24 protein-coding genes and 1 pseudogene are annotated in these 23,689 nt (G+C 60.2%); 13 read left to right on the top strand and 12 right to left on the bottom strand.

Annotated features, from left to right (window positions below; genetic code table 11):
* Positions 1–123: 123 nt before the first annotated feature.
* Positions 124–2,355, bottom strand: a complete 2,232-nt coding sequence (locus ASD36_RS14290; RefSeq protein ID WP_060510999.1) for an OmpA family protein — start codon at positions 2,353–2,355, stop codon at positions 124–126.
* Positions 2,356–2,738: 383 nt separating this feature from the next.
* On the opposite strand from ASD36_RS14290, the gene ASD36_RS14285 reads away from it, so the two are divergent.
* The 4 genes from ASD36_RS14285 (at position 2,739) to ASD36_RS14270 (ending at position 5,697) form a co-directional block, all read left to right on the top strand.
* Positions 2,739–3,521: a transporter substrate-binding domain-containing protein gene (locus tag ASD36_RS14285; RefSeq protein ID WP_060506307.1), complete on the top strand. Its 783-nt coding sequence runs from the start codon at positions 2,739–2,741 to the stop codon at positions 3,519–3,521.
* Between the two features lie 115 nt (positions 3,522–3,636).
* Positions 3,637–4,440 carry an ABC transporter permease gene (locus tag ASD36_RS14280; protein WP_060506306.1) on the top strand — a complete coding sequence of 268 codons (804 nt, stop codon included), beginning with the start codon at positions 3,637–3,639 and terminating at the stop codon, positions 4,438–4,440.
* Positions 4,437–5,267 carry an ABC transporter permease gene (locus tag ASD36_RS14275; RefSeq protein ID WP_060506305.1) on the top strand — a complete coding sequence of 277 codons (831 nt, stop codon included), beginning with the start codon at positions 4,437–4,439 and terminating at the stop codon, positions 5,265–5,267. The genes ASD36_RS14280 and ASD36_RS14275 overlap by 4 nt, the downstream gene beginning before the upstream one ends.
* Before the next feature lie 163 nt (positions 5,268–5,430).
* Positions 5,431–5,697, top strand: coding sequence for an usg protein (locus ASD36_RS14270; protein WP_060506304.1), 267 nt, complete (start codon positions 5,431–5,433; stop codon positions 5,695–5,697).
* A gap of 25 nt (positions 5,698–5,722) precedes the next feature.
* On the opposite strand, the gene ASD36_RS14265 is transcribed toward ASD36_RS14270, so the two are convergent.
* Positions 5,723–6,427 carry an SDR family oxidoreductase gene (locus ASD36_RS14265; protein ID WP_060506303.1) on the bottom strand — a complete coding sequence of 235 codons (705 nt, stop codon included), beginning with the start codon at positions 6,425–6,427 and terminating at the stop codon, positions 5,723–5,725.
* 102 nt (positions 6,428–6,529) lie between these two features.
* Positions 6,530–7,255: a DUF2270 domain-containing protein gene (locus ASD36_RS14260; RefSeq protein WP_060506302.1), complete on the bottom strand. Its 726-nt coding sequence runs from the start codon at positions 7,253–7,255 to the stop codon at positions 6,530–6,532.
* A gap of 139 nt (positions 7,256–7,394) precedes the next feature.
* Here ASD36_RS14260 and ASD36_RS14255 point away from each other — a divergent pair, with 139 nt between their 5' ends.
* Positions 7,395–8,210 (top strand): methyltransferase domain-containing protein, encoded by an 816-nt coding sequence (locus ASD36_RS14255; protein ID WP_060506335.1) that lies wholly within the window; start codon positions 7,395–7,397, stop codon positions 8,208–8,210.
* Positions 8,211–8,216: 6 nt separating this feature from the next.
* Here the strand turns inward: ASD36_RS14255 and ASD36_RS14250 are convergent, their stop codons facing one another.
* Complete coding sequence (locus ASD36_RS14250; protein ID WP_060506301.1) at positions 8,217–8,597, bottom strand: GFA family protein; 381 nt, start codon at positions 8,595–8,597, stop codon at positions 8,217–8,219.
* A 252-nt stretch (positions 8,598–8,849) separates the two neighbouring features.
* Here ASD36_RS14250 and ASD36_RS14245 point away from each other — a divergent pair, with 252 nt between their 5' ends.
* From ASD36_RS14245 to ASD36_RS14235, 3 genes and pseudogenes are all read left to right on the top strand, one after another.
* On the top strand, positions 8,850–10,475 hold the full coding sequence (locus ASD36_RS14245; RefSeq protein ID WP_060506300.1) for a hypothetical protein: 1,626 nt from the start codon (positions 8,850–8,852) through the stop codon (positions 10,473–10,475).
* A 127-nt stretch (positions 10,476–10,602) separates the two neighbouring features.
* A pseudogene (locus ASD36_RS14240) lies at positions 10,603–11,478 on the top strand (NAD(P)-dependent oxidoreductase); the annotation flags it as partial.
* On the top strand, positions 11,475–12,182 hold the full coding sequence (locus ASD36_RS14235; protein ID WP_112834665.1) for a DNA alkylation repair protein: 708 nt from the start codon (positions 11,475–11,477) through the stop codon (positions 12,180–12,182). The pseudogene ASD36_RS14240 and the gene ASD36_RS14235, both read left to right, overlap by 4 nt.
* On the opposite strand, the gene ASD36_RS14230 is transcribed toward ASD36_RS14235, so the two are convergent.
* From ASD36_RS14230 to ASD36_RS14220, 3 genes are all read right to left on the bottom strand, one after another.
* A complete protein-coding gene (locus ASD36_RS14230) occupies positions 12,183–12,671 on the bottom strand; it encodes an Lrp/AsnC family transcriptional regulator (protein WP_037095833.1) in 489 nt (162 codons plus the stop codon).
* A 65-nt stretch (positions 12,672–12,736) separates the two neighbouring features.
* Positions 12,737–13,375, bottom strand: a complete 639-nt coding sequence (locus ASD36_RS14225) for a uracil-DNA glycosylase family protein (protein ID WP_060506297.1) — start codon at positions 13,373–13,375, stop codon at positions 12,737–12,739.
* Complete coding sequence (locus ASD36_RS14220) at positions 13,368–13,955, bottom strand: thermonuclease family protein (protein WP_060506296.1); 588 nt, start codon at positions 13,953–13,955, stop codon at positions 13,368–13,370. Before ASD36_RS14220 ends, ASD36_RS14225 begins: the two co-directional genes overlap by 8 nt.
* Before the next feature lie 138 nt (positions 13,956–14,093).
* Between ASD36_RS14220 and ASD36_RS14215 the strand changes: the two genes are divergently transcribed.
* Positions 14,094–15,629 carry a HAMP domain-containing sensor histidine kinase gene (locus tag ASD36_RS14215; RefSeq protein ID WP_060506295.1) on the top strand — a complete coding sequence of 512 codons (1,536 nt, stop codon included), beginning with the start codon at positions 14,094–14,096 and terminating at the stop codon, positions 15,627–15,629.
* A gap of 7 nt (positions 15,630–15,636) precedes the next feature.
* Here the strand turns inward: ASD36_RS14215 and ASD36_RS14210 are convergent, their stop codons facing one another.
* From ASD36_RS14210 to cobT, 5 genes are all read right to left on the bottom strand, one after another.
* Positions 15,637–16,695 (bottom strand): ABC transporter ATP-binding protein, encoded by a 1,059-nt coding sequence (locus ASD36_RS14210; RefSeq protein WP_060506294.1) that lies wholly within the window; start codon positions 16,693–16,695, stop codon positions 15,637–15,639.
* Complete coding sequence (locus ASD36_RS14205; RefSeq protein ID WP_200954905.1) at positions 16,692–18,245, bottom strand: iron ABC transporter permease; 1,554 nt, start codon at positions 18,243–18,245, stop codon at positions 16,692–16,694. The genes ASD36_RS14210 and ASD36_RS14205 overlap by 4 nt, the downstream gene beginning before the upstream one ends.
* 164 nt (positions 18,246–18,409) lie before the next feature.
* The gene (locus tag ASD36_RS14200) at positions 18,410–19,429 is read right to left on the bottom strand and encodes an iron ABC transporter substrate-binding protein (protein ID WP_060506293.1); all 1,020 of its coding nucleotides are present in this window, start codon (positions 19,427–19,429) and stop codon (positions 18,410–18,412) included.
* Between the two features lie 162 nt (positions 19,430–19,591).
* Entirely contained in the window at positions 19,592–20,008 is a 417-nt protein-coding gene (locus ASD36_RS14195; protein ID WP_082512287.1) for a diacylglycerol kinase, read from the bottom strand.
* Between the two features lie 275 nt (positions 20,009–20,283).
* Positions 20,284–21,300, bottom strand: coding sequence for a nicotinate-nucleotide--dimethylbenzimidazole phosphoribosyltransferase (gene cobT, locus ASD36_RS14190; protein WP_060506292.1), 1,017 nt, complete (start codon positions 21,298–21,300; stop codon positions 20,284–20,286).
* Between the two features lie 176 nt (positions 21,301–21,476).
* Between cobT and ASD36_RS14185 the strand changes: the two genes are divergently transcribed.
* From ASD36_RS14185 to ASD36_RS14170, 4 genes are read left to right on the top strand one after another with little or no spacing between them, the layout of a single operon-like run.
* Positions 21,477–22,265 (top strand): adenosylcobinamide-GDP ribazoletransferase, encoded by a 789-nt coding sequence (locus ASD36_RS14185; RefSeq protein ID WP_060506332.1) that lies wholly within the window; start codon positions 21,477–21,479, stop codon positions 22,263–22,265.
* Between the two features lie 48 nt (positions 22,266–22,313).
* The gene (locus tag ASD36_RS14180) at positions 22,314–22,538 is read left to right on the top strand and encodes a DUF1289 domain-containing protein (protein WP_060506291.1); all 225 of its coding nucleotides are present in this window, start codon (positions 22,314–22,316) and stop codon (positions 22,536–22,538) included.
* A complete protein-coding gene (locus tag ASD36_RS14175; RefSeq protein WP_060506290.1) occupies positions 22,535–23,236 on the top strand; it encodes a TIGR02281 family clan AA aspartic protease in 702 nt (233 codons plus the stop codon). Before ASD36_RS14180 ends, ASD36_RS14175 begins: the two co-directional genes overlap by 4 nt.
* Positions 23,237–23,258: 22 nt before the next feature.
* The gene (locus tag ASD36_RS14170; protein WP_060506289.1) at positions 23,259–23,681 is read left to right on the top strand and encodes a hypothetical protein; all 423 of its coding nucleotides are present in this window, start codon (positions 23,259–23,261) and stop codon (positions 23,679–23,681) included.
* Positions 23,682–23,689: the final 8 nt, after the last annotated feature.

Genomic DNA, 23,689 nt, shown 5'->3' with positions numbered 1-23,689 from the left:
CTCACAATACTGTAGGCAGTCCGGCAGCAATACCGGAGGGACGTGAAGACCATGCAAAACGGCCCGGCGCTTGCGCACCGGGCCGTCTCCAACGGCATCTCCATCAGAGAGACTGGACTATGGCTATTTCTGGGCCACCGGACGGACCAGCGGCGTCACGCGGCGGATTGTCACGCGGCGGTTTTCCTGCTCGGCAGACTGCGTGCGGACCTTGAGGAAGCGCTCGCCATAACCCTGGGTCACCAGGTTTTCGGCCGGGATGTCGTAGACTTCACTCAGCAGTGAGGCGACCGATTCGGCGCGTTCGTCGGAAAGCACCAGATTGGACTCGTCGCTGCCGACCGCGTCGGTATGACCTTCGATGAAGAAGGTTTCGCCGGGATCCTTCTCGATCACTTCCAGCATGGCATCCGCCACCTTGCGCAGGGTTTTGGCCTGCGACATCGGCACTTCAGCGCTGCCGGTGGCGAAAGTGATGGTATCGAGATCGATACGGCGCACCTTGTCGCGGATACGGGCCGAGTTCTTCACCTCGTCGATCGTGTAGGTCCGTTCGACCCGCTCTACCGGCGGTTCGGCCAGGAAGTCGTAATAGTCGCGGTCAGGCTCGCTCGACGTGTCGATGATGTAATCACGAACAGGCACGCGCAGACGCATCGGCGGCAGATCCTCACCGACGTCATAGGCTGGCGGGCGCGGCCCCTCGTCGGCTTCAGGCGCATAGATCATCAGATATTCGCGGCCGTCCTGATCGATTCGCGACCGCTGCAGGATGTCGCCATAGCGATTGTAGATGGTCACGATGCGCACGCCATTCGGCCGTTCGATCGTCTCGCGGGACCGGCCGCGCGACAGCTCCTCATAATAGGTTTCCTGGGCGTTGCGGCGCAGACGCGGACGGTCGTCGCTGCGAACGATGATCTGGTCACCGAAATCGAGAACCGTTCGGTTGTCGCGGGATTCGTCGATACGCGGGCGCCGGCCGTTATTGCCGGTGAACGCATCGATCAGGTCGTTGACACCGAATTCCGGCACGCGCTCGACGCGGCGGCCCTCTTCCCGCAGATTAGCCCCCAGCTCCTCTCGGCTCGGGCGGCGATCCCTGCGGCTCGATTGGGCTTCGGCATCGCTCTTTGGAACCTCGACATTGTCGTCTTCGGCGCGGGCGCGTTCACGCTGCTTGCGGCGCTTTTCACGGGCATTGCTGTCTGCGTTGTCGGCATCCTTGTCGCTATCGAGAACAGCTGCGCCATTATCGACAGGAAGCACCACCGTTTCGTCACTCTTGGACGGGTCGCGGGCAATCTCCTGCTTTTCTTCCTGACTGCGCGTATCGACCACTTCCGGGATCGGCTTACGGCGGTCGGGACGCTTGGCTGGTTCACCATCACTATCGATTGCGGGACGCAATTCATCCTCTGCGACCGGCGGCTGGCCGTCGTCCTGCTGGCCGGCCTGTGCCCGGGCCTTCTCTTCGGCACGGATGCGACGACGCTCCTCGGCAGCCTTTTGCGCGGCCTCGTCATCGCCGGACGGTTGAGCCTGCTCTTCCTGCTGTTGCTGTTCAGCCTGCTGCTTGCGGCGCTCGGCACGAGCCTTGGCCTTCTCTTCAGCAGCCTTTGCCGCCTCATCGTCGCCAGAAGGCTGGGCCTGCTCCTCTTGCTGCTGCTGTTCAGCCTGCTGCTTACGGCGCTCTGCGCGAGCCTTGGCCTTCTCCTCGGCAGCCTTTGCAGCCTCGTCGTCACCGGACGGCTGGGCCTGCTCTTCTTGCTGCTGCTGTTCGGCCTTCTGCTTGCGGCGTTCGGCGCGAGCCTTGGCCTTCTCCTCGGCAGCCTTTGCCGCCTCGTCGTCACCGGACGGTTGGGCCTGCTCTTCTTGCTGCTGCTGTTCAGCCTTCTGCTTGCGACGTTCTGCGCGAGCCTTGGCCTTCTCCTCGGCAGCCTTTGCCGCCTCGTCGTCACCGGACGGCTGGGCCTGCTCCTCTTGCTGCTGCTGTTCGGCCCGCTGCTTCCTGCGTTCGGCGCGGCTCGGCTGCTCTTCCTGTGCGGGCTGCGCTTCCTGTGCCGGCTCTTCCTGCTGCTGCTCGGCATCCTGGCGCGCCTTGCGGCGCTCGGCGCGGCTCGGTTGCTGCTCTTCTTCCTGGGCGGGCTGCTCTTCGGACTGCTCGCCGCGCGGACGGCGCTTCTTGATGATCTCTTCCGGTGCCTGTTCACCACCATCCGCCTGCGCGACGCTATCTTCCTGCGCGACTTCGAACGGCTTCATCAGGCTATCGGCCAAAGCCGGCTGGACGGCGATCGATATCGACAGCATGGGAAACGCCACGGTCGCGAAAAGTTTGGATCGGATGCTCATAAATGTCTCCTCCTTCAGAGGTCCCGTTTTCGTTGTCTTGAGCCGGAGGGACACCGCTTGTCCTTCAGTCATGTCCGCTCTTTGGACAGACCAAGCGGTGAAAAAAAGGCGAACCGGCTCAAATCAGACAACGACGATTAGCGAAACCCGCATTAACTCAGCATGAATGTTACGTTCATCTTCGCCGGAGATAGGCCGCATCCGAAAGCAACCAGTGTAAAGGCATGAGGATGTGCAGACTTTTCATCAAATGCCTCTGCTTTCCTGTTGATTTTTCCATTTAAAGCGTAGGAATATCTGCGCAGCCCGGCCACAATAATGGCCGGTACAGGGGTGGCCGTGAAGAACAAGAAACCGGCCGCCAGCCAACAGAGAGGATCACTATGCGTATTTCCAGACGTCTCGCCATGGCCGCTTCGGCTGCCGTTTTCGCGCTGATGGCAGGCACTGCCATGGCCGATGGCGAAAAAATCGTCATCGGTACGGAAGGCGCTTACCCGCCCTTCAACAATCTCGAAGCAGACGGCACGCTGACCGGCTTCGACGTCGATATCGCCAAGGCGCTCTGCGTTGAGATGAAGGCAGACTGCACCTTCGTCACCCAGGATTGGGACGGCATGATTCCGGCCCTGGTGGCCAAGAAGTTCGATGCTATCATCGCATCGATGTCGATCACGCCGGAGCGGCTCGAAAAGGTCGATTTCACCAACAAGTATTACAACACGGGTCCGGCCATCGTCGTGCCGAAGGATTCGCCGATCACCGAAGCGACCGAAGCAGGCCTCGCTGGCAAGTCGCTTGGCGCGCAGTCGGCGACGACACACTCCAACTATGCCGAAGCCTTCTTCAAGGAATCGGAACTGAAGCTCTATCCGACCCCGGACGAGTACAAGCTTGACGTCGCCAACGGCCGCGTCGATGCCGTCATCGACGACGTCGTCGTTCTCACATCCTGGCTGAAGACCGCCGACGGCGCCTGCTGCAAGCTTCTGAAGGCTCTGAAGCCCGATCCGGAAATCAACGGCATCGGCGCCGGCATTGCTGTGCGCAAGGGCGATACCGCCTTGAAGGAAAAGTTCAACACAGCCATCGCGGCAATCCGCGCCAACGGCAAGTACAAGGAAGTCGCCGACAAGTATTTTGACTTCGACGTCTACGGCGATTAATCTTTACCTGTTGCTGAAATACGATGGCGGAAGGCTGGTCCTTCCGCCATTCTTGTCTGACAAGGCTTCATAACAATAAGCGCGTCAAAAACGCCGTACAGGGGAAATCAGACTTATGCAGGCTGCTTTTGCTGCCCTCTCTTCCATTGTCTCGTGGTTTGCCAGCATGATCGATCCGATCTGCGGCCCGATCGGCATCTTCCGGCTTTTCGCACAAGATACGCTTTTGGCCTGCGGTGACACCGGTTGGGGCGACGAGATCGCCCAAGGCTTCATGATCACGGTCAGCTTGGCGATCTGCACCTTGCCGATAGGGCTACTTTTGGGGTTCTTCATCGCTGTGGCTAAGCAGTCCGAGGAAAAGTCGCTGCGGCTTGCGGTCAATATCTATACGACCCTTTTCCGCGGACTTCCGGAGCTTTTGACACTCTTCATCGTCTATTACGGCCTGCAGATCTTAGCCCAACAGGCGATGGCGGCGGTCGGATTCGAGGGTCCGGTCGAGATCAATGCCTTCGTTGCCGGCATGATTGCCCTGAGCTTCGTCTTTTCCGCCTATTGTTCGGAAGTTCTTCTGTCCGCCTTTAAGGCCATTCCACAAGGCCAGTATGAAGCCGGTGACGCCTTGGGCTTACACCGTGGCAAGACCATGCGCTTGATCATCCTGCCGCAGCTCGTGCGCATCGCCTTGCCGGGCCTCGGCAATCTCTGGATGGCGCTATTGAAGGACACGGCGCTCGTCTCGATCATCGGCCTTTCGGATATCTTGCGCCAGACAGGTATTGCCGCACGCGTCACCAAGAATGCCTTCGAATTTTTCTCGATCGCCTGCCTGCTCTTCCTCATTCTGGCAATGCTTTCCTCACTGGTGTTCTCTGCACTTGAGCGCTGGACCAAACGTTCGGAGGCCGCCCGATGAGCCACGCTGAAACCATGCTCCCGGCGCTGCCGCCACCGCCAGAGGCGCAGAAACGCTACACGCTTTCCCGCCTGCTTGGCCGCGCCCTGCTCGGCGTCTGGTTGGCAGCGTCCGTCGGCATTTTCCTATTCGCCGTCGATTCCTGGAGCCCGGAAAAATTCGCCAAATACGGCCCGAGTTTCCTGTCCGGTCTGCGCGTCACGCTGACGCTGGTTGCTATCTCGGTTGTGCTCGGCGGCATTCTTTCTCTGCCGATCGCCTACGGCCGGATGACCAAGAACAAGGTGCTGTCCTGGATCGCCTACGGCTACGTCTATTTCTTCCGTGGCACGCCGCTGATCGCACAGCTCTTCCTCGTCTATTACGGCCTCGGCAGCTTCCGCCCTTATCTCGAGGCAATCGGCCTGTGGTCGCTGTTCAAGGATGCGTGGTTCTGCGCGCTCTTCACCTTCACGCTCAACACCGCCGCCTACCAGGCTGAAATCCTGCGCGGCGCCATCGAGAGTGTGCCGCGTGGCCAGCATGAAGGGGCGTCTGCCCTTGGCCTGCCCAAGCGCGTCGCCTTCTTCAAGATCATCCTGCCACAGGCGATGATCGTGGCGCTGCGGCCCTATGGCAACGAAATCATCCTGATGATCAAGGGCTCCGCCGTCGTCGCCATCGTTACCGTCTTCGACCTGATGGGCGAAACGCGCCGCGCCTTTTCGCGCACCTACGATTTCCAGATGTATCTGTGGGCCGCCGTGCTCTACCTGATCATGGTCGAAGTCCTGCGCAATCTCTGGGCCTGGATCGAAACGCGCCTGACCCGCCACCTGAAGCGGTGACCAGGCGTCCCCAGGCGTCCGTTTGGCAGCACTCGTCATGACATGCTGCCAAACCTTTGTTTCCTAACGAAATTTTGCATGACCGTGAAACATTGTTAATGCCGGATTAACCAACTCTGTGTTTCAATTGCAAGGACCATCATTGAGCAAAATGAGGTCCGGCATGACAAACGAAATGGAACTGCAGCTCAAGGGTTACGGCCTGACCACGGCCCAGATCCTCTACCGGATGCCCGATCACCCGGCTTTTCTGCAGACCTACATCTGGCAGCACTACGATCTGGCCCCGGAATTTCCGGAAATGAAGAATTTTCTCAAATTCTGGCAGGAAACGCTGGAAGGCCCGCTGCATTCGGTACGCTATGTCCACCGCAAACTGATCTCGGCGACGGACTGGCGGGCGCTCAAGGGCGAGTTCATCATCAACTGATGCGTCGCCCATTGGCTGAAGGAAGTTAAACCGACCGGGTAATGCCGCCGTCGATGCGGATATTCTGGCCGGTAATGTAACCGCCGCGGTCGGTCGCCAGAAGCGCCACCAGTTCGGCCACCTCCTCGGACGTGCCGTAGCGGCCCATTGGAATGCGCAGACGCCGCTCCTCGGTCGCAGGCAGGCTGTCGATGAACCCTGGCAGGACGTTGTTCATCCGGATATTGTCGGCGGCATATTTGTCGGCAAACAGCTTGGTGAAGGCTGCCAGCCCTGAACGGAAGACGCCCGATGTCGGAAACAGCGGGTCGGGCTCAAAGGTCGCGTAGGTCGAAATATTGACAATACTACCGGACTTCTGCTCCAGCATAATCGGCGTCACCAGCCGGGTCGGGCGAACAACATTGAGGAAATAGACGTCCATTCCCTTGTGCCAGTCATCGTCACTCAGATCGAGAACGGCAGCACGCGGCCCGTGGCCCGCGGAATTGACCAGCGCATCCACACGGCCCCATTTGCCGTAGGCCGCATCCACCAGCCGCTTCAGGTCGTCATTCGACTGGTTCGACCCGGTGACACCGATCCCGCCGAGTTCCTGCGCCAGGGCCTCTCCCTTGCCGGACGAAGACAGGATCGCGACGCGATATCCCTCCGCCGCCAGCCGCCGCGCCGAAACGGCACCCATGCCGGACCCGCCCGCTGTGATAATTGCAACCTTCTGATCCGTCATTACCGTCTCCCTCATGTCAATGAAGACACGATAAGACCAGTAGCAGGCGAAGATCACAATCAAGAAATCCTGCACATGCCATCAGCGTATCTGTTTTACCGCTCACACGTGAACCTCGCCATGGGCGAGTTCCCCCTCACTCGGTTCCTTGTGAAGCGCGGCATAGACCATCAGCAGGTAAAACGCGGCGACAATTCCAATGACCAGCCAGCCTGAGACGGGACCGAGCGCAGCATTCCCGGCGATTTCAGCAAGCGACGCCACCTCGCGTGCCGCACCGCCATCGGCCTGCAGCAGCGGCGAGGATATCTTCAGGCCCCAGGCCAACAGGAGGATGAGGTACATCCAGCAATAGTTGCGCCGCAATCTCCGGCAAACCGCTTCGCGATAACTCATCAGAAAAGCCGGACGGCGCAGGCTGTCGGCGATGGGGGCTGCCCAATTCGGCTTGAAGGGCGCCTGCGGAGCCAGCATCTGAGCAAAATAACCACGTTCGATCCGGCGAACACGGGCGCGATAAACATCGAAGAACCGGTATCGCCGCGCCTCTATGAACAACAGCAGCGTGATCAGCAGCATGGCAAAGAGCAGCACACCATGATGCGAAGCCGGGCTCGACAGGGAAACAGAAAGCAGGGCCGCAACCACGGTGATGGCCCAGTTCGATGTGCGGTCGATACGGTCCCTCCAACCCGCCATGCGGCCCATCTCGCCACGATAGTAGTGGACGAGCGCCGTGATCGTCTCCGAGGGCGTCGCCGGTAAAGGCGGGCTCTTGGCTTCGTTCTCGTCCTTGAGCAAGGCAATCGGGCTGAATTCCGCAGCCATGGCATTTCCTCCGGATTTTTGTTGTTTTCCTCATCATGCGCTCAATTTCGGCGGCAACCAATGACTTTCCCGGCCCAAAGGCCCGCAAATGCGGGTTTCCGCATTGCCAAATGGCCGCCCGCGCCGTAAAGACGCCGCCATGCAGAAGATCGATGAAGAAGCCCTCGCCGAAGCCTATAACCGCGCGCTTGCCCTAGAGAAATCCGGCGACGTCGAGGCGGCTGTCAAAGCCTATCAGGAAGTTCTGGCGATCGATCCCGACGATCACGGCGGCGCTGCCGTCCGCATCGCCTCGATGGGCCGCGGCGAGACGCCCGACAAGGCCCCCGACGCCTATGTCGCCACCCTGTTCGATCAGCATGCCGATGTGTTCGAGGACGTGCTCGTCGAACAGCTCGACTACCATGTGCCGATGCTGGTGCGTCAGCGCCTTCAGGCCCTGAAGCTTGGCCCCTTCGCCCGCGTACTCGATCTCGGCTGCGGCACGGGCCTGACCGGCGGCGCACTGCGCGACATGGCCGATGACATCACCGGCATCGATCTGTCGGAAAACATGGTCGAGATCGCCCATGAAAAAGACGTCTACGAGACGCTCTACGTCGCCGAAGTCGTCGATTTCCTCGAAGACAATGACGACGAGCCCTTCGATCTCGTGACGGCAACCGATGTACTGCCCTATCTCGGCGCGCTCGAAGCCCTGTTTTTCGGCGCTGCCGAAAACATGAATGCCGGCGGCCTGTTCATCTTCTCAAGCGAGACCCTGCCCACCGAAACCTTTGCCGGCCGTCCTTTCATGGTCGGTCCGAACCAGCGTTTCGCCCATGCCGAAACCTATGTCCGCGAGCGCCTCGATGCGATCGGATTCGATGTCGTGGAATTGACGGATATCACGGTGCGCAAGGAAGAAGGCGCACCGATCGCCGGTCATCTGGTGATTGCAAAACTACGCGGATAACGGCGCTCAGGCGTCGTGAACCTCGGGCAACTCATACCAGTCGCCCTTGAACTCGGTCAGGATGTTCTTGACGATCCGTTTGCCGGTGTCGCCATCGATCACACCGGCCGAGACCATCAGTAGGTCGGTGCCGATATTGTCCTTGAACAGACGGCTGCCGCAGGTCGAACAGAACCCGCGCCGGGCCTTGTCCGAATAGCCGTACCATTGCAACGTGCCATCCGCGTCGAACCGCACATCGCCGCGCGGCGCGCCGATCACTGCCATGTAGTTGCCATGCGCCTTGCGGCAATCGCCACAATGACAGCAGAACACCCCGGCAGCTTCCGCCGGAATTGAAAATTTGACGCCGCCGCAGCGGCACGAAGCGTTCAGTCGATCGGCCATGAATAGTGTCCTCCGAATAATAAGCCGGGATGCAACAGCCGTTGCGAGCTGTCCCGGTAAAGACATACGGCACGAAGTCCGGGCTTCAAGCACCGCGGACGATCACCTCGTCGCCAAAATAACAGGCGCGGCTAATTTATTCAGCAAAACCACAATCAAGGATTGATTTAACAACCTATTGATGCAGGCGATTTATGGACGCATGCAGATCGCCACCCTTACGTTACAGGCACAACTTAAGGGGGAATATTCATGGAAATCTTTTTTGCCTGGTTCGCCGGCGCGGGCGGTATTTTCGGCCTTTTGATCGCCGCGATAAAAAATATCCTCGGTCTCCATCCATTGGCTTTGCTGTTTGCGCTCCTCACCCCATGCCTGCTGCTCTATGGCCGGCATGAAGTCAGGCTCCGGCGGCTGCGCTCGATCAAGGATTTCCTGATCTCGTTTGGGACTCCTCTGGAACGAAGCCAGGGCATCGACACCGTACCCCCGGTAAATGCCAACCAGGCTCCGCCCGCCAACGGCGATATGCCTGATCCAAACGTCCGCTTGACCAGCAATCCCTCCTTCGAATTCGTCAAATCCAAATATATTTCGGATCTGCAGGTTCCAGATCCCACCGACGGCAGAACGTTCAACGGGATGACCGACATCGATCAGATTGACTGGATCATCAAGAGCATCGGCAGTTTCGGTTCGCGCAGCGACTGGAGGATCTTCCTGTCCTCAATCGGTTTCGTTCTTCTGTGTTACTTCGGCTTCTCCGCCCTGTTCACCACCCTTGCCTGTGGCCTGGGCGCAGCCGCGTGCTCCGCCGCAGCCGGATCGGCCGTAACGGACGGCAGCCATGCAAACTGGCAGCAATTGACAGTCATCGGCTCGCTCGCCTTTGCTGGTGCCTTTGTCGCAGCAATCCGCAATTTCGTCCGCTCGATCGCTGTCTTCGACCTCTCTCCCTATACGTTCCTGCGGCATACGGCCGAAATCGTTGCATCAGTGATTTTCACGATCATCCTGTTCGCTGTCTTTCGCGACCCGATCAGCGGCATCACCGGCCTCGCGGCCAGTATTCTGCCTGCAGCAGCGCAGCCGTCTGTGCCAGCAGCAACGCCAGCGGTTGCTTCGGTAGCCAGCAGTCACATCCAGCCCATCTGGTTCGGTCTAGCGCCACTGCTCGGCCTGTTGCCGCAGAGTGCGACCAAATTCCTGCTGGTCAAATTCCAGAACCTGATCAACTGGATCAAGACCACCGACGACCGCTTCGTCAACGTCACCAAGATCGTCTCGCTCGATATCATCGATGGCATCGATTACGAGACGCGGTTTCGCCTGGAGGAATGCGGCATATATGACGTGCAGAACCTCGCGACCTACAATCCGATCATGCTGCATATCGAATCGCCCTATGGCATCTATCAGGTCATCGACTGGGTGGGCCAGGCGCAGCTATGCCATATCCTCGGTCCGGAAAAATTCCTGATCTTCCGCGAGTTGAACATCCGCACCATCTTCGACCTCGAGCGGGCGATCAGCAGCAAACACTCGGTCAAGGCCTTCGACGAGATTTGCGCCGGTGTCCTCATGGCCTCGACAAGCAGCCTGAGAGAGACGGTGAAGATCAGCGCGACCAAGCCCATCACCCTGGATGCGGATAGAGCGGAAGCCGTCGATGCAGACGCCTTTTGCATCTGGGCGCGCAAGAGGATGCTGCGGGACGACGATTCCAAATCGACCGAACATGTGCTCCGGTGGATTGCCGACGACCTGCATGTTCGCCGCCTGCGCCGTCTCTGGCTCGATATTTCCGCAAGCCTCGGGCGGCAGGCGGAATGCCTGCCGGATGGCGTTGACCTTCCCCCCGTTCCCGCGGTTCCGTAACACGACGAAAGATCGCCGCGCATTGCAGCGCCGTTGTCTTTGCCTGTAAACGCCAAAGCTCGCCATCACGGGCCTTCCCCGCCCCATCTGCATCGGCTAAGTCTCGACAAGATGGAATTTCGGGAGTTTTCGAATGGCAAAAGTCGCATTCATTGGTCTGGGCGTCATGGGGTATCCGATGGCCGGTCACCTCAAGGTCAAGGGCGGCCACGAGCTGACGGTCTATAACCGCACGGCCGCGAAGGCCGCAAAATGGGCAGAACAGTTTGGAGGCCGCGCGGCAGCAACACCGGCGCAAGCCGCCGACGGCGCCGACCTCGTCTTCTGCTGCGTCGGCAATGACGACGATCTGCGCTCGGTGACAACCGGCAAGGATGGCGCCTTCGAAACCCTGAAGGCCGGTGCCATCTTCATCGACAACACCACCGCCTCTGCCGAGGTCGCCCGCGAACTGGATGCGGCAGCGTCCGCACGCGGCGCCCACTTTATCGATGCGCCGGTCTCCGGCGGTCAGGCCGGTGCCGAAAACGGCGTATTGACGGTGATGTGCGGTGGCGATCCCGCCGTGTTTGAGCGCGCCCGGCCAATTATCGATGCTTATGCCCGGATGGTTGGCCTGATGGGCCCGGCCGGGTCAGGACAACTGACCAAGATGGTCAACCAGATCTGCATCGCCGGCCTCGTCCAGGGCCTCGCCGAAGGCATCCATTTCGGCAAAAAGGCCGGTCTCGATATCGAGAAGGTCATAGAGGTGATCTCCAAGGGGGCCGCCGGTTCCTGGCAGATGGAAAACCGCCACAAGACCATGAATGCAGGCAAGTACGATTTCGGCTTCGCCATCGACTGGATGCGCAAGGATCTCGACATCGTTCTGACCGAAGCCCGCAGCAATGGTGCCAAGCTGCCGGTGACAGCGCTGGTCGATCAATTCTATGCCGACGTGCAGGAAATGGGTGGCAATCGCTGGGACACGTCGTCGCTTCTGGCGCGGCTCGAAAAATAATGCTGTCGCCCGCCTCGCCAGCAGATGCCGTCATCGCACATCTGAAAACACTGGGCGCGGAAAGCAACCTTGCCGGCATGGCGCGATTTGGTATCGAAACGGACAAGGCGCTCGGGATAGCCAACCCGGCGCTCAAACGCATTGCCCGGGTGATCAAGCGCGACCACGGCCGCGCCCTCACTTTATGGGACAGCAATATCCGCGAAGCTCGCCTCATGGCGAGCCTGACCGCTGAGCCGCAGAAACTGACGCTCGATACGGCCAGGCAATGGGCAAGCGGTTTCAATTCCTGGGAAATCGTCGACAGCCTTGCCGACCTGTTTGTCGATGCCCGGCTGGAAGCGATCCTGATTCCCGAATTTGTCGCCGATGAACGGGAGTTCGTCCGGCGCACGGCTTTCAGCATGATCGCCGTCGCCGCCGTTCACCTGAAACAGGAGCCGGACGAGACCATCCTCGCCTGGCTGCCGCTGATCGAAGCTCACGCCGGCGATGACCGCAATTTCGTAAAAAAGGCGGTGAACTGGGCATTGCGCCAGATCGGCAAACGCAGCGTCCGCTGCCATGGCCCCGCGCTGTCACTGGCACAGTCTCTGGCTGCGCGGCAGGACCGGACAGCCCGGTGGATCGGCAAGGACGCTGTCCGTGAACTCACGAGCAGCGCCGTTTTGGCAAGGCTGGGCCTGCAGCCGTTAGCCGGGTAATCAGTCCTCGCTGGACTTCGCCTGATCGATGACCATGTAGTCGAGCGGCAGCTGCGTCGTATATTTGATCTGCTCCATCGCAAAGACCGACGAAACATCGCGAATCTCGATCTTGGTGATCAGGCGCTTGTAGAAGGCGTCATAGGCGGCAATATCAGGGACGACGACGCGCAGGAGATAATCGACATCGCCGCTCATGCGGTAGAATTCGACCACTTCAGGAAACTCGCCGACGACTTCCGAAAAGCGCTTCAGCCATTCGATCGAATGGGTGTTGGTACGGATCGACACGAAGACAGTCACCTTGGTGTTGACCTTCGCCGGATCCAGAAGCGCCACACGGCCACGGATCACGCCATCCTCTTCCATCTTCTGGATACGGCGCCAGCAAGGCGTCGTGGACAGGCCGACCTTTTTAGCCAGATCAGCAACAGCGAGTGTGGAATCCTCCTGCAACAGGCGCAGGATTTTACGGTCAAGACGATCCATGAAGAGCCCTTTTCGAATATTATTCTATCTATATCGTGAAATTCACCAAATGGAAGAAAATTGTTTCAGATAATCAATTTTGATACGCGCTCTCTTAGGACAGGCAGGACATCCTCAGCAAACCACGGATTTTTCTTCAGCCAGCCGGTATTGCGCCAGCTCGGATGCGGCAGCGCCAGAACTGGCGGCCCGGCGTTGGAGCCCAGATGCGCGCGCCAGTTGCGCACCGTTTCGGTCATTGTCGATGAACGCCGGTCGCCGAGATGCCAGGATTGGGCATATTGACCGATCGCCAGCACAAGCTCCACCTGCGGCATCGCATCGATCACCTCCTGGCGCCAACGCGGCGCGCATTCCCGGCGTGGCGGCAGGTCGCTGCCATGAGCGTCATAACCCGGGAAACAGAAGCCCATCGGCACGATGGCAAAGAGGCTTGGATCGTAAAACTGTTCGCGCGAGACGCCGAGCCACTGGCGCAGCCGGTCGCCCGAGGCATCGTTGAACGGCAGGCCGCTTTCATGGACACGCAACCCCGGCGCCTGACCGGAAATCAAGATTCGCGCCGAAGATGACATGACCACGATCGGGCGTGGCTCGTGCGGCAACTGGTCGCCAGGACCGCGCGCCGGCGCATCCCGGCAGATCCGGCAAGCCGCGATCGCTGCGCGCAAAACCCCCAGCCCGTCCACGTGCCCGTCAGCCATTCCATACCTTTGACATTGCATTCCCAACCCAGCCGCCGATCCGCGAAATTGCGCTGCCCAGCCAGCCCTCCGGTATATGGGGTATCTCGTCCATTCCGCCATGGGTCTGGCGCCAACTGCGGGGCGCGTCGAACGTGCCAGCCCAGAGGCCCAGCCGCTTTTGCCTGGCAGCAGCCTCCTCGGCCGCATAATTACCGAAAGCGATGGCATAGCCGCCATCGACCATCGCCGCATTCAGGTCACGATCTGCAACCTTACAGACAGCAAGAAGCCTGCCGTATTTATCGCTGCCACCGGCCTCGCAGGTGGTTTGGGCATCACCGATCAAGGCCGCTAGATGGCTCCTTGCCTCGGTGCCACACGGCCAGTCCCGTTGTTCCCGCTGGCAGACCTGACGCAACTCCGGGGCATCGATGCCGGCAAGACGGATGCGCTCGCCGTCGAGCACCAGCGTATCGCCATCGACAACCCGCGCCCGGCCCGACATCACCTCCGCCGGCCCCTCAAGCCTAACCACCACGAGCCCGAGAAACAGCAATATAAGCGTTGTCAGCAGAAGGTCGCGAATGATCCGGAGCATCTGTTTCATTTCCGCCTTGAAAACCCTCTGTACGCCCGTTCACGCTGCGGGATGCGGAGCGAAAAAACAGGAAATCGCAGCAACTTCTTAAGGATTCCCCCTTAAACTTCAACGGATTCCGTTAACGCGTATGAGGTCATGAGTAAGGGCGTCAGCACCTCGACAGACAAGAATATCGTCGACAAATCGCGCAGCCACCGCAACGCGGCTGTGTCGAAAGCCGTGCGCACGACCCGCGAACGCCTGCAGGCTGGCCCCTCGAATGCGTCCGGCTTCGATAAGGAGATGCTCGGGCTTCACGTCGACACGATGCTGCAGGGCGCGATTGCCATGCCGTTCTTCATCATTCTGGTCACCGCTATCGGCGTATCCCTGTCGCAAAAGCTTGATCTCGTCGCCTGGGGCATCACGGCGCTCTGCGTCAATGCCATCGGCATTCTGCTGGCACGCCGGGCAAAGGCCATAGATATCCCGGCGGACAAGGTGAATTATTGGCGCCGCCGCTTCCTGTTCGTCCAGATCGTCCTTGGCATTTGCTGGGCAGCATTCATCTTCCAGGATTGCAACACCTGCCGCGAAGCCAATTTCGACTTCTACAAGGCTGCAGTGCTGCTGATTGCGCTCGCCGCCACCGCGATGGGCACGTTCCTGTTGCGCAATGCACTGCTCTTCACCTTTGCCCCGGTCGTCATCGCGCTTGGGGCGCTGACGATGAGATCCGGCAATCCCGCCTATATGGCCTTGACCGTTATCATTTCGACGTCGCTGATTTTCCTCGTCTTCATGACCAACCGCATGCACCGCAGCAACGTGCATATCCTTTCTGTTCAGGCGGAGAAGGACGATCTGATCGCCGAACTCGAAGTGGCGAAATCGATGTCGGACGAAGCGCGCCGCCGCGCTGAAGAAGCCAATATGGCAAAGTCGCGTTTCCTCGCCTCGATGTCGCACGAATTGCGCACGCCGCTGAACGCCATCCTTGGCTTTTCCGAAGTCATGTCGACGGAAGTGCTCGGCCCGCTCAACAATCCGATCTACAAGGAATATACCGGCGACATCCACCGCTCCGGCCAGCATCTGCTCGATTTGATCAACGAAATCCTCGATCTTTCGCGCATCGAAGCCGGCAAGTACGACCTCAATGAAGAGGCCATTCACCTGGTGGAGATCACCGAGGACTGCATCGGCATGGTGCAGCTGCGCGCCCGCACCAAGAATATCAGCATCACCGAGCAGTTCGAATACGGCATGCCGTCGGTCTGGGTGGACGAAAAGGCGATGCGCCAAGTCATCCTGAACCTGTTATCGAATGCGGTGAAATTCACGCCGTCCGGCGGCGAAGTTTCCGTCAAGGTCGGTTGGACGGCCGGTGGCGGCCAATACCTGTCGATCAAGGACAACGGCCCGGGCATTCCCGAAGACGAAATTCCGGTGGTTCTTTCCGCCTTCGGCCAAGGCTCGATCGCGATCAAGAGCGCTGAACAGGGAACCGGGCTCGGCCTGCCGATCGTTCAAGCGATACTGGCCAAGCACAATGGCGACTTCATGCTGCGCTCCAAGCTGCGCGAAGGCACCGAGGCCATCGCCATTCTGCCAGCAAAACGTGTACTGCAAAGCGTTCCCGCTATCGAGGACGCCCCAGCGGTTGAGCGCCGCCGGAAGAGTTTCGCTTAACGGATAGTCAGTCCGGCAAAACATGCGCCGTGCCGTGAACACTGATTCCCACCAGGTCGCCCGGCTCGGGAATGTCGGCGCCGGCGCATTTGATCGACAGGAAATCCGGCATGGCCCGGTCGCTGCGATCGATCCTGACCAGAACCATACAGTTACCGCCCCCGAACTCGACATCATCGACACGCCCGAACGGGCCTTCGATCGTGGTTCCCGCAGCGGCGGTCTTCAACCGTATCTGCTCGGGGCGCAACATGACTGTTGCCTTGCCTGCCTGGAGCCCCGCCTCGACCACCAATGAGCCCAATGCGCACTGCGCCCGCCCCGACGCGATGCTGGCGTCAAGCAGGATGGCCTCGCCCAGGAAGGTCGCCGTTTCGCGATCCCGCGGCTTTCCGTAGAGCGTGCGCGGCGAGCCGAACTGGACAAGCCGCCCCTGCCTCAGCACCGCCACCTGATCGGCAAACGACAAGGCTTCCGCCTGATCATGCGTCACCAGGATCGCCGTCGTTCCTGCCGCCCGCAGCACGCGCGCCACCGTGCGCCGGAGCGTATCACGAAGACCGGTATCGAGTGCCGAAAACGGCTCATCGAGCAGCATCAGCCGTGGCTTGAGCGCCAGCGCCCGGGCAAGCGCGACCCGCTGCTGCTGGCCGCCGGAAAGCTGGTGCGGACGCCTCGTGGCCATGACATCGTCAAGCTCGACCATTTCCATCAACTCGGCGATCCGCTGGGCGCGGCCAGGCGCATTCTTGGCCAATCCGAAACCGATATTGTCGGCGACGGTCAGATGCGGGAACAGCGCGCCATCCTGGGAAACGATGCCGATCCCGCGCCGGTGCGCCGGAACGAACGCGCCGTTGCCGGCAAGTGTCTTTCCATCCAGCACCAGCGAACCGCTGTCTGGCGTCTCGAAACCGGCGACGATGCGCAACAGCGTCGTCTTGCCGGACCCGGAAGGTCCAACGATCGCCGTGCGTCCGCCCGCCTCGATCGCCATGCCGATGGCGTCGAGTGCCACCGTCGGGCCGTAGGATTTGCTGATCGCATCGAGTGTCAGAAACGTCATTGTCCGGTTGCCCGTCTGGATTGCACGTAAAGGAGGAAAGTGAGCGGCAGCGACAAAAGCACCATCATCACCGCATAGGGAGCCGCTGCGACATAGTCGATCTCGCTGGTCAGCGACCAGAATTTCGTTGCCAGCGTTTCGACGCCCGTTGGCGAAAGCATCAAGGTCGCCGTCAATTCGTTGGTGATGCCGAGCGCCACCAGCGCCGTACTGGCTGCAATGCCGGGTGCCGCAAGCCGCATCGTCGTCTGGCGGACGGCCTGGAATGGTGTGCGTCCCAAAGCCATGGCAGCGCGCTCAAGCTCGACCGGCGCCTGCGCGATACTGGTGCGCAGGCCGACCATGGCGCGTGGCAAAAACAGCATGATGTAAGCGAGGAACAGCGTGGCAAATGTCTGGTAGAGCGGCAGCACCAGCCGCACCGTGATGGTCACCAGCGCCAGCGCCACCACGACGCCGGGTAACGAGCCGACATAATAGTGGCATGCTTCGAGAATCCGCTGCAGCCGCCCCGGCGCCCGTACCGACAGCCAGGCCATCGGCGCCGCCGCAATGGTCGCCAGAACACCGCCGGCAATGGCAAGCACGACAGTCTGGCCGAAAGCACCACCGACAAGATCGATCCGCCAGATTTCCGCGCCGCCAATATAAAGCCAGCGTGTCAGGGTGACGAACGGCACACCGATAGCCAGCGCCGCCGTCACGGCATTCAATGCGATCGCCGGGATGACCATATGCCCAAGCCTGCGGCGGTCAGCCGGCCGGGCCGCACCGGAGCCCACTCGCGCATAACGTTCGCCACCGCGCAGGACAGCCTCGATAACCAGAAGCAGCAGGCAGCACGACACCAGAACGCCAGCCAGCATATTCGCCGCCGGGCCGTTGAAGGCGGACTGGAACTGATCAACGATCGCCGTCGAGAACGTATCGAAGCGGATCATCACATAGAGCCCGTATTCGGCGAGCAGATGCAGACCAACCAGCAGCGAGCCGCCACAGATCGCCAGCCTCAACTGCGGCAGGACAGCGCGAAAAAACACCTGCCACGGGTTCAGGCCAAGCGAGGCTGCCGCATCCTCGATCGCCGGGTCGAGACGGCGCAACTGAGCCGCCACAGGCAGATAGAGAAATGGGAAGTAGGCAAGCACCGACACCAGTACACCGCCGGTCAGGCCATGCAGCCCGGGCACGAGGCTGATCCAGGCATAGCTGTGCACGAACGCCGGAACGGCAAGCGGCGCCACCGCCAGCATCGACCACAGCCGCGCACCGGGCAGATCGGTGCGCTCGGTTAACCAGGCCAGCGCCACGGAAAGCGCGATCGTCAGCGGTAACGTGCAGAGTTCAAGCAGAGCCGTATTGATCAGCAATTCGCCGACGCGGCCGCGAAAAATCAGTTTCGAGGCGGTTTCCCAGCCGGTCTGCACCGAAACCCATGCGATAAAGCCGAGCGGCATCAGGCTGACGAGAGACACGAAAGCCGCAACGATCGTGACCCAGAGATAAGGAACCCTGGATCGTCCTTTGGCGGCGATGATCAGCCGGCGCAGGGCAGAAACGGGTTCGGCAGGAAACGCGGTGGCGCTCAAAATCTCTGCTTTCAAAGCAAAACAACATTCGCAGCCCTTTTTTTATGAGCGGCTGCGAATGTCACCGGCAGTCCGGAATGACGATACCTAACCGGAGCGTTCCGATCAGGTTTAGGTTCTGCCTATCACAGCAGACCGGCGTCCGTCATCAGGTCTGTGACTTTTGCGCTGTTGAGTGTGGCCGGATCGACCTTGGGGTACTGCAGATCCGAAAGTGCTGGCAGGGCCTTGTTCGAAGCTTCGCCATTGCCGACAGCATATTCGAACGAGGTGCCGTCGCGAAGGATGCCCTGCCCGCCCTTGCCGGTGATCCAGGCGAGGAATTTCTGGGCATTCTCCTTGTGCTGGCTGGAGGCGAGCACGCCACCACCGGAAATGCTGACGAATGCGCCCGGATCCTCGTTCTTGAAGAAGTGCAATGCCACGTTCTTCGAGTTCTCGCCGGTCTTCGCCTGATCGCCGAAATAGTAGTAGTGATAGATCACGGCACCTTCGACTTCACCGGCATTGACGGCCTTCATCGCCGTCGAGTTGCCCTTGTAGGCGGTGAAGTTTTCTTTCATCGCCTTCAGCCAGGAGGCCGTCGCTTCTTCGCCCTTCAGCGACAGAAGCGCGCTGACGATGGCCTGGAAATCGGCGCCTGCTGGTGATGCGGCCCAGCGGCCCTTCCAGCTTGGATCGGCGAGATCCAGCATCGACTTCGGCAGCTTGTCCTCGGTCAGCTTGGTCTTGTCATAGGCAAAGACGGTCGAGCGCGCGGCAACGCCGATCCAGTGGCCGTTCGACGGCCGGAAATTCTCAGGCACCTGCGCCAGAGTCCCGGCAGCGACCGGCTCGAACAGCCCGGCTCCATCAACCAGCGACATCGCCGGCGAATTTTCGGTCAGGAACACGTCGGCTGGCGATGCGGCGCCTTCCTGGACGATCTGGTTGGCGAATTCCATGTCGCTGCCCTTGCGCAGCGTCACCTTGATACCGGTTTCCTTGGTAAAGGCTTCGGCCCAGGCAACACCGAGGCTTTCGTGCTGGGCGTTATAGACGACGATGCCGATATCTTCCTGGGCAAGGGCGACGGTTGCACCGGTGCTGGCGAAAAGAGCCGCGAACGCCAGCGCGCTCATCGAGCCTGAGAAGGAAATTGTCATGGAAACCTCTCCGAGTTTTCTGCGGACCATCTTGTCCGGCGGCCCCGGTATATAATCATGATATTTCGCGTCAACTTTGATTAGCGTCAGAACAGAAAGAAATCGCTCAATTAAATTTGACTGTTGAAGAGGGAATAAAATCGCCGCCTGCCGATTCAGGCCTCAAATGCCGAAGAAATGCGAGAAAACCACGACATAGGCGACATAACCGCCATTGGCGAGGATGATGCACAGGCAGGCGAGCGAACCCAGATCCTTGGCATTCTTGCCCATATCGGAAATTTCCGGTGAAACACGATCGACGATTTCCTCGATCGCCGTATTCAGCGCCTCAAAGGCAATCATCAGCAGAAACAGCACACCGGCCGCAACATACTGGAAAAAGGTCGCGCCGGTGATGGCAAACAGGATCATCGCGACGGCAAACGCGCCAAGCTCATGGCGGAAAGCTGCTTCGCCAAGAAGGCGCTTGGCGCCGCCGAAGGAATAAGTGGCAGCCGCGAAGAAATGCCGGATTCCCGTCAGCTTTTTTACCGGCTTCTCATTGGCCATTCGACGATAGTCCTCGTTCAGATACATGCTCGCTCCGTTCTCTGCAAAAAGCTGCAAGGAACACGCGATACTGACATCAGCCTGAATGCGCCGTGAATACGGGCCACTCACACCACAATCGTTCAATGGATCGCCGCTCTCGAATAGGTGAGAAGCCGTGGGCTATCAAGCCCCGGTCTGGCAGCCGGAGCCCGAGAAGACTTGCAATTGACAGTATCGACCGGAAATCGTCCCTGGCATCCCCTGAGCGATGCTGCTCAGCGCAGCATTCGCCGGACTATACCTGCCCCAGAAGACCGCCGTCAGCTCTTGTTGCTGACGCCGGCCTGTGCAAACGTCGCCATACCGGAGTGGCAGGCAGCAGCCGCCTTGACGATACCGGCAGCAAGCGCTGCGCCCGTACCCTCGCCAAGCCGCATGCCGAGAGCAAGCAGCGGCGTCTTGCCGAGCATCTCGATCGCCTTCATATGGCCCGGCTCTGCCGAAACATGGCCGATCAGGCAGTGATCGAGCGCCGCCGGATTGGCGGCTTTCAGGATTGCCGCCGCCGTCGTTGCGACATAGCCGTCGATGATGACAGGGATTTTCTGCATGCGGGCCGCCAGGATGGCACCCGCCATCGCGGCGATCTCGCGGCCACCGAGGCGGCGCAGCACTTCGAACGGATCGGAGAGATGATCGCCATGCAGCGTCACTGCCTTTTCGACAGCCGCGATCTTACGGGCGAGAACAGCACCCTGTGATCCCGTGCCGGGACCGACCCATTCCTCGGCAGTGCCACCATAGAGCGCCAGATTGATCGCCGCTGCGATGGTCGTGTTGCCAATCCCCATTTCGCCGATGCACAGAAGATCGGTGCCGCCAGCGACCGCTTCCATGCCGAAAGCCATGGTGGCAGCGCAGTCGCGTTCAGACAGAGCCGCCTCTTCGGTGATGTCGCCGGTCGGATACTCCAGCGCCAGATCGAATACTTTCAGGCCGAGATCATGGCTGACGCAAATCTGGTTGATGGCAGCGCCACCGGCTGCAAAATTCTCGACCATCTGCGCCGTCACCGAGGGCGGAAACGGCGTGACGCCCTGCCGGGTGACGCCGTGATTGCCAGCAAAGATCGCCACCAGCGGCCGGTTGACCGCAGGCGCCCTGCCCGTCCAGGCGGCAAGCCAGAACGCGATTTCCTCAAGCCGGCCCAGTGCTCCCGGCGGCTTCGTCAGTTGCGCATCGCGGTCGCGGGCTGCCACCAGCGCGGCACTATCCGGACCCGGCAGGTTACGCAGCAATTCACGGAAATCGTCGAACGGCAGGCCGCTGGCACTCATGGAGAAAATCCTTGTCTCGTCTTGTCGTCGGCGAAGCATGGCTTCGCAAAGGTGCTTCCTCATAAAGCGCTGCGACAAATCCGGCAACGGCATTTGCGCCCGTTCGTGTCGCCGTCGCATGATCGGCTTGAAAACACCGATTCGCTGGGGGCGGATCGGCCTTGGGGACCGATTTCATGTTCGATATCCGCGATTTCATCGACGACGTGGCCCGCTCCGTGGCATTCCTCAGCCGTATCCACATGCCGCAGCGTCATTTCGTCAATTTTGACGGCCGCCTCAGCCGCGCGGTGCGTGCCTTTCCGCTGGCCGGACTGCTGATCGTGCTGCCAGCCGCGGCCATCGTCTCGGTCTTCACCGCCTTCCAGGTCTCACCGCTGTTCACGGCCTTCGTCGCAGTCGCAGTCCAGGCCCTGATCACCGGCGCCCTGCACGAAGACGGCCTCAGCGATACGGCGGATGGCCTTGGCGGCGGCAGGACTAAGGAAAAAGCGCTTGTTATCATGAAGGATAGCCGCATCGGATCCTATGGTGCGGTTGCCCTCATCCTGTCGTTTGGGCTCAGGGTCTCGGCTCTGGCTGCCGTCCTGCCCCTGGTATCGCCAAGAGGCGCCGGATTGCTGGTGCTCGCCGTAGCCGCCCTCAGCCGCACCGCCATGGTCTGGCACTGGTCGAAACTTCCGCCCGCACGCCAGGATGGCGTTGCCGCGTCGGCTGGCGAACCGCAGGCCCCGGCTGTTACCTTTGCGCTGATTTTCGGCGTCGTGTCGGCAGCGCTTTTGCTGCTCTTGTCGGGCGCCTCGCTTTTGGCCGCAATCCTCGCCATCGCCGCCTTTGCCGTCACGGTTCCCGTCTTCAGCGAAATCGTCAACGGCAAGATCGGCGGCCATACCGGCGACACAATCGGTGCCACACAACAATTGACCGAAATCGCCGTTTTTGCAGCCCTTGCGCTAGCTATTTGAAACAACGATATAAGTCTGAACCACGCTTGCTTGGATTGTCACGCCCTTATGGAAACACCCTGCATTCTCGTCTGTTCGATCGACATGAAAACCGGATTTTGTTTCGGTTGCGGCCGCACACGTGACGAAATCGGTGCCTGGACACTCTACACAGCGCAGGAACGGCGCGACATCATGGACAGCCTGCCGGCGCGGCTGGAAACGGTCGAGCGCAAACCCCGCCGTGAAACGCGCCGGACCCGCATGGCGCGCGAAAGGGTAAGCCGCGAATGACCAGACTGATCATCCTTCTGGGCATCCTTGCCGTCGGCCTCATCTTTCTGATCCTCAACCACGACAGCGGCCGCACCTTCGGCATCATGAACGACGATTTCGGCCGCCTGGTCACGCTTGGCGCCATCGCCGCGATGTTTGCCACCGGCATCGTCCAAAGCCGCCGCCATATCGGCCAGAGCCTGCGGCAATTCGGCATCTGGGTGCTGATCCTCCTGGTTCTCGTCTCGGGCTATCTCTACCGCACCGACCTGCAGTCCTTCGGCGGCCGCCTTGCCGCCGGTCTCATTCCCGGGCGGGCTGCCGTCTTCACCGACAGCGAAGGTGTTCAGGAAGTGGTGCTGCACAAGGTGCTGAACGGTCATTTCGAAACGCCGGTCACCGTCAATGGCGCAACCGTCCAGATGCTGGTCGATACAGGCGCCAGCCGTGTCGCTCTGTCCTACGAGGACGCCGAAACGCTCGGCCTCAATCCCGCAGGGCTCTCCTATACACAAACGATCCTGACCGCCAACGGCGAAGCGCGCGCTGCCCCCGTCACGCTTGCCGAGGTCGCCATCGGCCCGATCGTCCGCAACGACGTCAAGGCGATGGTTACCCAGCAGGGCATGCTGGACCAGAGCCTGCTCGGCATGAGTTTTTTGTCGACGCTCGATTTCCTGCAGATGCAGACGGATGAGTTAAGATTGAGAGATTGAAGAAACCGGCGGGAGGCCATGCATGAACCGGGTGTTGAAAGCATTTCTTGCCACTGCCGCATTGCTTCTGCCATCTGCCGCTTATGCAGATGAATACGGCTTGCCAGGAGAGTGGCAACAGGTGAGCTCCAATGCAGGCGAATGCAGTTCCTGCAAGATCACCATCATGCGGCATGGATCGGTTCTGACCATTGCGGCCAACAATGGCTGGTCCGCCGCTGTCCAGGCAGACAGTCCCAGCAACACTCTCTGGGCGGTCGGGAACGGCCGGTGGCAAGAAGGAAAAGGCGGCCCCTACAGCGGCACGCTCTTCAATATTGCCATTATACTGAAAGGTGAACAATTGCAGATGATGATGCTGAGCGAGACTGGCAATCGCCGCGCCGGCACAATCAAGGCCGTCTTCAAAAGGCAATCGGCAGAAACTCCCCTGACGAAGATGTAACTCCCGCA

Source organism: Rhizobium sp. Root1334 (assembly GCF_001426665.1).
GTDB lineage: Bacteria > Pseudomonadota > Alphaproteobacteria > Rhizobiales > Rhizobiaceae > Pararhizobium.
Note: the sequence above shows the minus strand (reverse complement) of the source record. Positions and strands in the feature narration are given on the sequence as shown.

Coding starts and splice junctions, on each gene's coding strand:
- ASD36_RS14225 (WP_060506297.1), bottom strand. CDS start 13,375: ATGGCTGACGGGCACGTGGACGGGCTGGGGGTTTTGCGCGCAGCGATC.
- ASD36_RS14285 (WP_060506307.1), top strand. CDS start 2,739: ATGCGTATTTCCAGACGTCTCGCCATGGCCGCTTCGGCTGCCGTTTTC.
- ASD36_RS14230 (WP_037095833.1), bottom strand. CDS start 12,671: ATGGATCGTCTTGACCGTAAAATCCTGCGCCTGTTGCAGGAGGATTCC.
- ASD36_RS14275 (WP_060506305.1), top strand. CDS start 4,437: ATGAGCCACGCTGAAACCATGCTCCCGGCGCTGCCGCCACCGCCAGAG.
- ASD36_RS14210 (WP_060506294.1), bottom strand. CDS start 16,695: ATGACGTTTCTGACACTCGATGCGATCAGCAAATCCTACGGCCCGACG.
- ASD36_RS14170 (WP_060506289.1), top strand. CDS start 23,259: ATGAACCGGGTGTTGAAAGCATTTCTTGCCACTGCCGCATTGCTTCTG.
- ASD36_RS14255 (WP_060506335.1), top strand. CDS start 7,395: ATGCAGAAGATCGATGAAGAAGCCCTCGCCGAAGCCTATAACCGCGCG.
- ASD36_RS14175 (WP_060506290.1), top strand. CDS start 22,535: ATGACCAGACTGATCATCCTTCTGGGCATCCTTGCCGTCGGCCTCATC.
- ASD36_RS14290 (WP_060510999.1), bottom strand. CDS start 2,355: ATGAGCATCCGATCCAAACTTTTCGCGACCGTGGCGTTTCCCATGCTG.
- ASD36_RS14215 (WP_060506295.1), top strand. CDS start 14,094: ATGAGTAAGGGCGTCAGCACCTCGACAGACAAGAATATCGTCGACAAA.
- ASD36_RS14180 (WP_060506291.1), top strand. CDS start 22,314: ATGGAAACACCCTGCATTCTCGTCTGTTCGATCGACATGAAAACCGGA.
- cobT (WP_060506292.1), bottom strand. CDS start 21,300: ATGAGTGCCAGCGGCCTGCCGTTCGACGATTTCCGTGAATTGCTGCGT.
- ASD36_RS14280 (WP_060506306.1), top strand. CDS start 3,637: ATGCAGGCTGCTTTTGCTGCCCTCTCTTCCATTGTCTCGTGGTTTGCC.
- ASD36_RS14200 (WP_060506293.1), bottom strand. CDS start 19,429: ATGACAATTTCCTTCTCAGGCTCGATGAGCGCGCTGGCGTTCGCGGCT.
- ASD36_RS14245 (WP_060506300.1), top strand. CDS start 8,850: ATGGAAATCTTTTTTGCCTGGTTCGCCGGCGCGGGCGGTATTTTCGGC.
- ASD36_RS14195 (WP_082512287.1), bottom strand. CDS start 20,008: ATGTATCTGAACGAGGACTATCGTCGAATGGCCAATGAGAAGCCGGTA.
- ASD36_RS14250 (WP_060506301.1), bottom strand. CDS start 8,597: ATGGCCGATCGACTGAACGCTTCGTGCCGCTGCGGCGGCGTCAAATTT.
- ASD36_RS14185 (WP_060506332.1), top strand. CDS start 21,477: ATGTTCGATATCCGCGATTTCATCGACGACGTGGCCCGCTCCGTGGCA.
- ASD36_RS14270 (WP_060506304.1), top strand. CDS start 5,431: ATGACAAACGAAATGGAACTGCAGCTCAAGGGTTACGGCCTGACCACG.
- ASD36_RS14265 (WP_060506303.1), bottom strand. CDS start 6,427: ATGACGGATCAGAAGGTTGCAATTATCACAGCGGGCGGGTCCGGCATG.
- ASD36_RS14260 (WP_060506302.1), bottom strand. CDS start 7,255: ATGGCTGCGGAATTCAGCCCGATTGCCTTGCTCAAGGACGAGAACGAA.
- ASD36_RS14220 (WP_060506296.1), bottom strand. CDS start 13,955: ATGCTCCGGATCATTCGCGACCTTCTGCTGACAACGCTTATATTGCTG.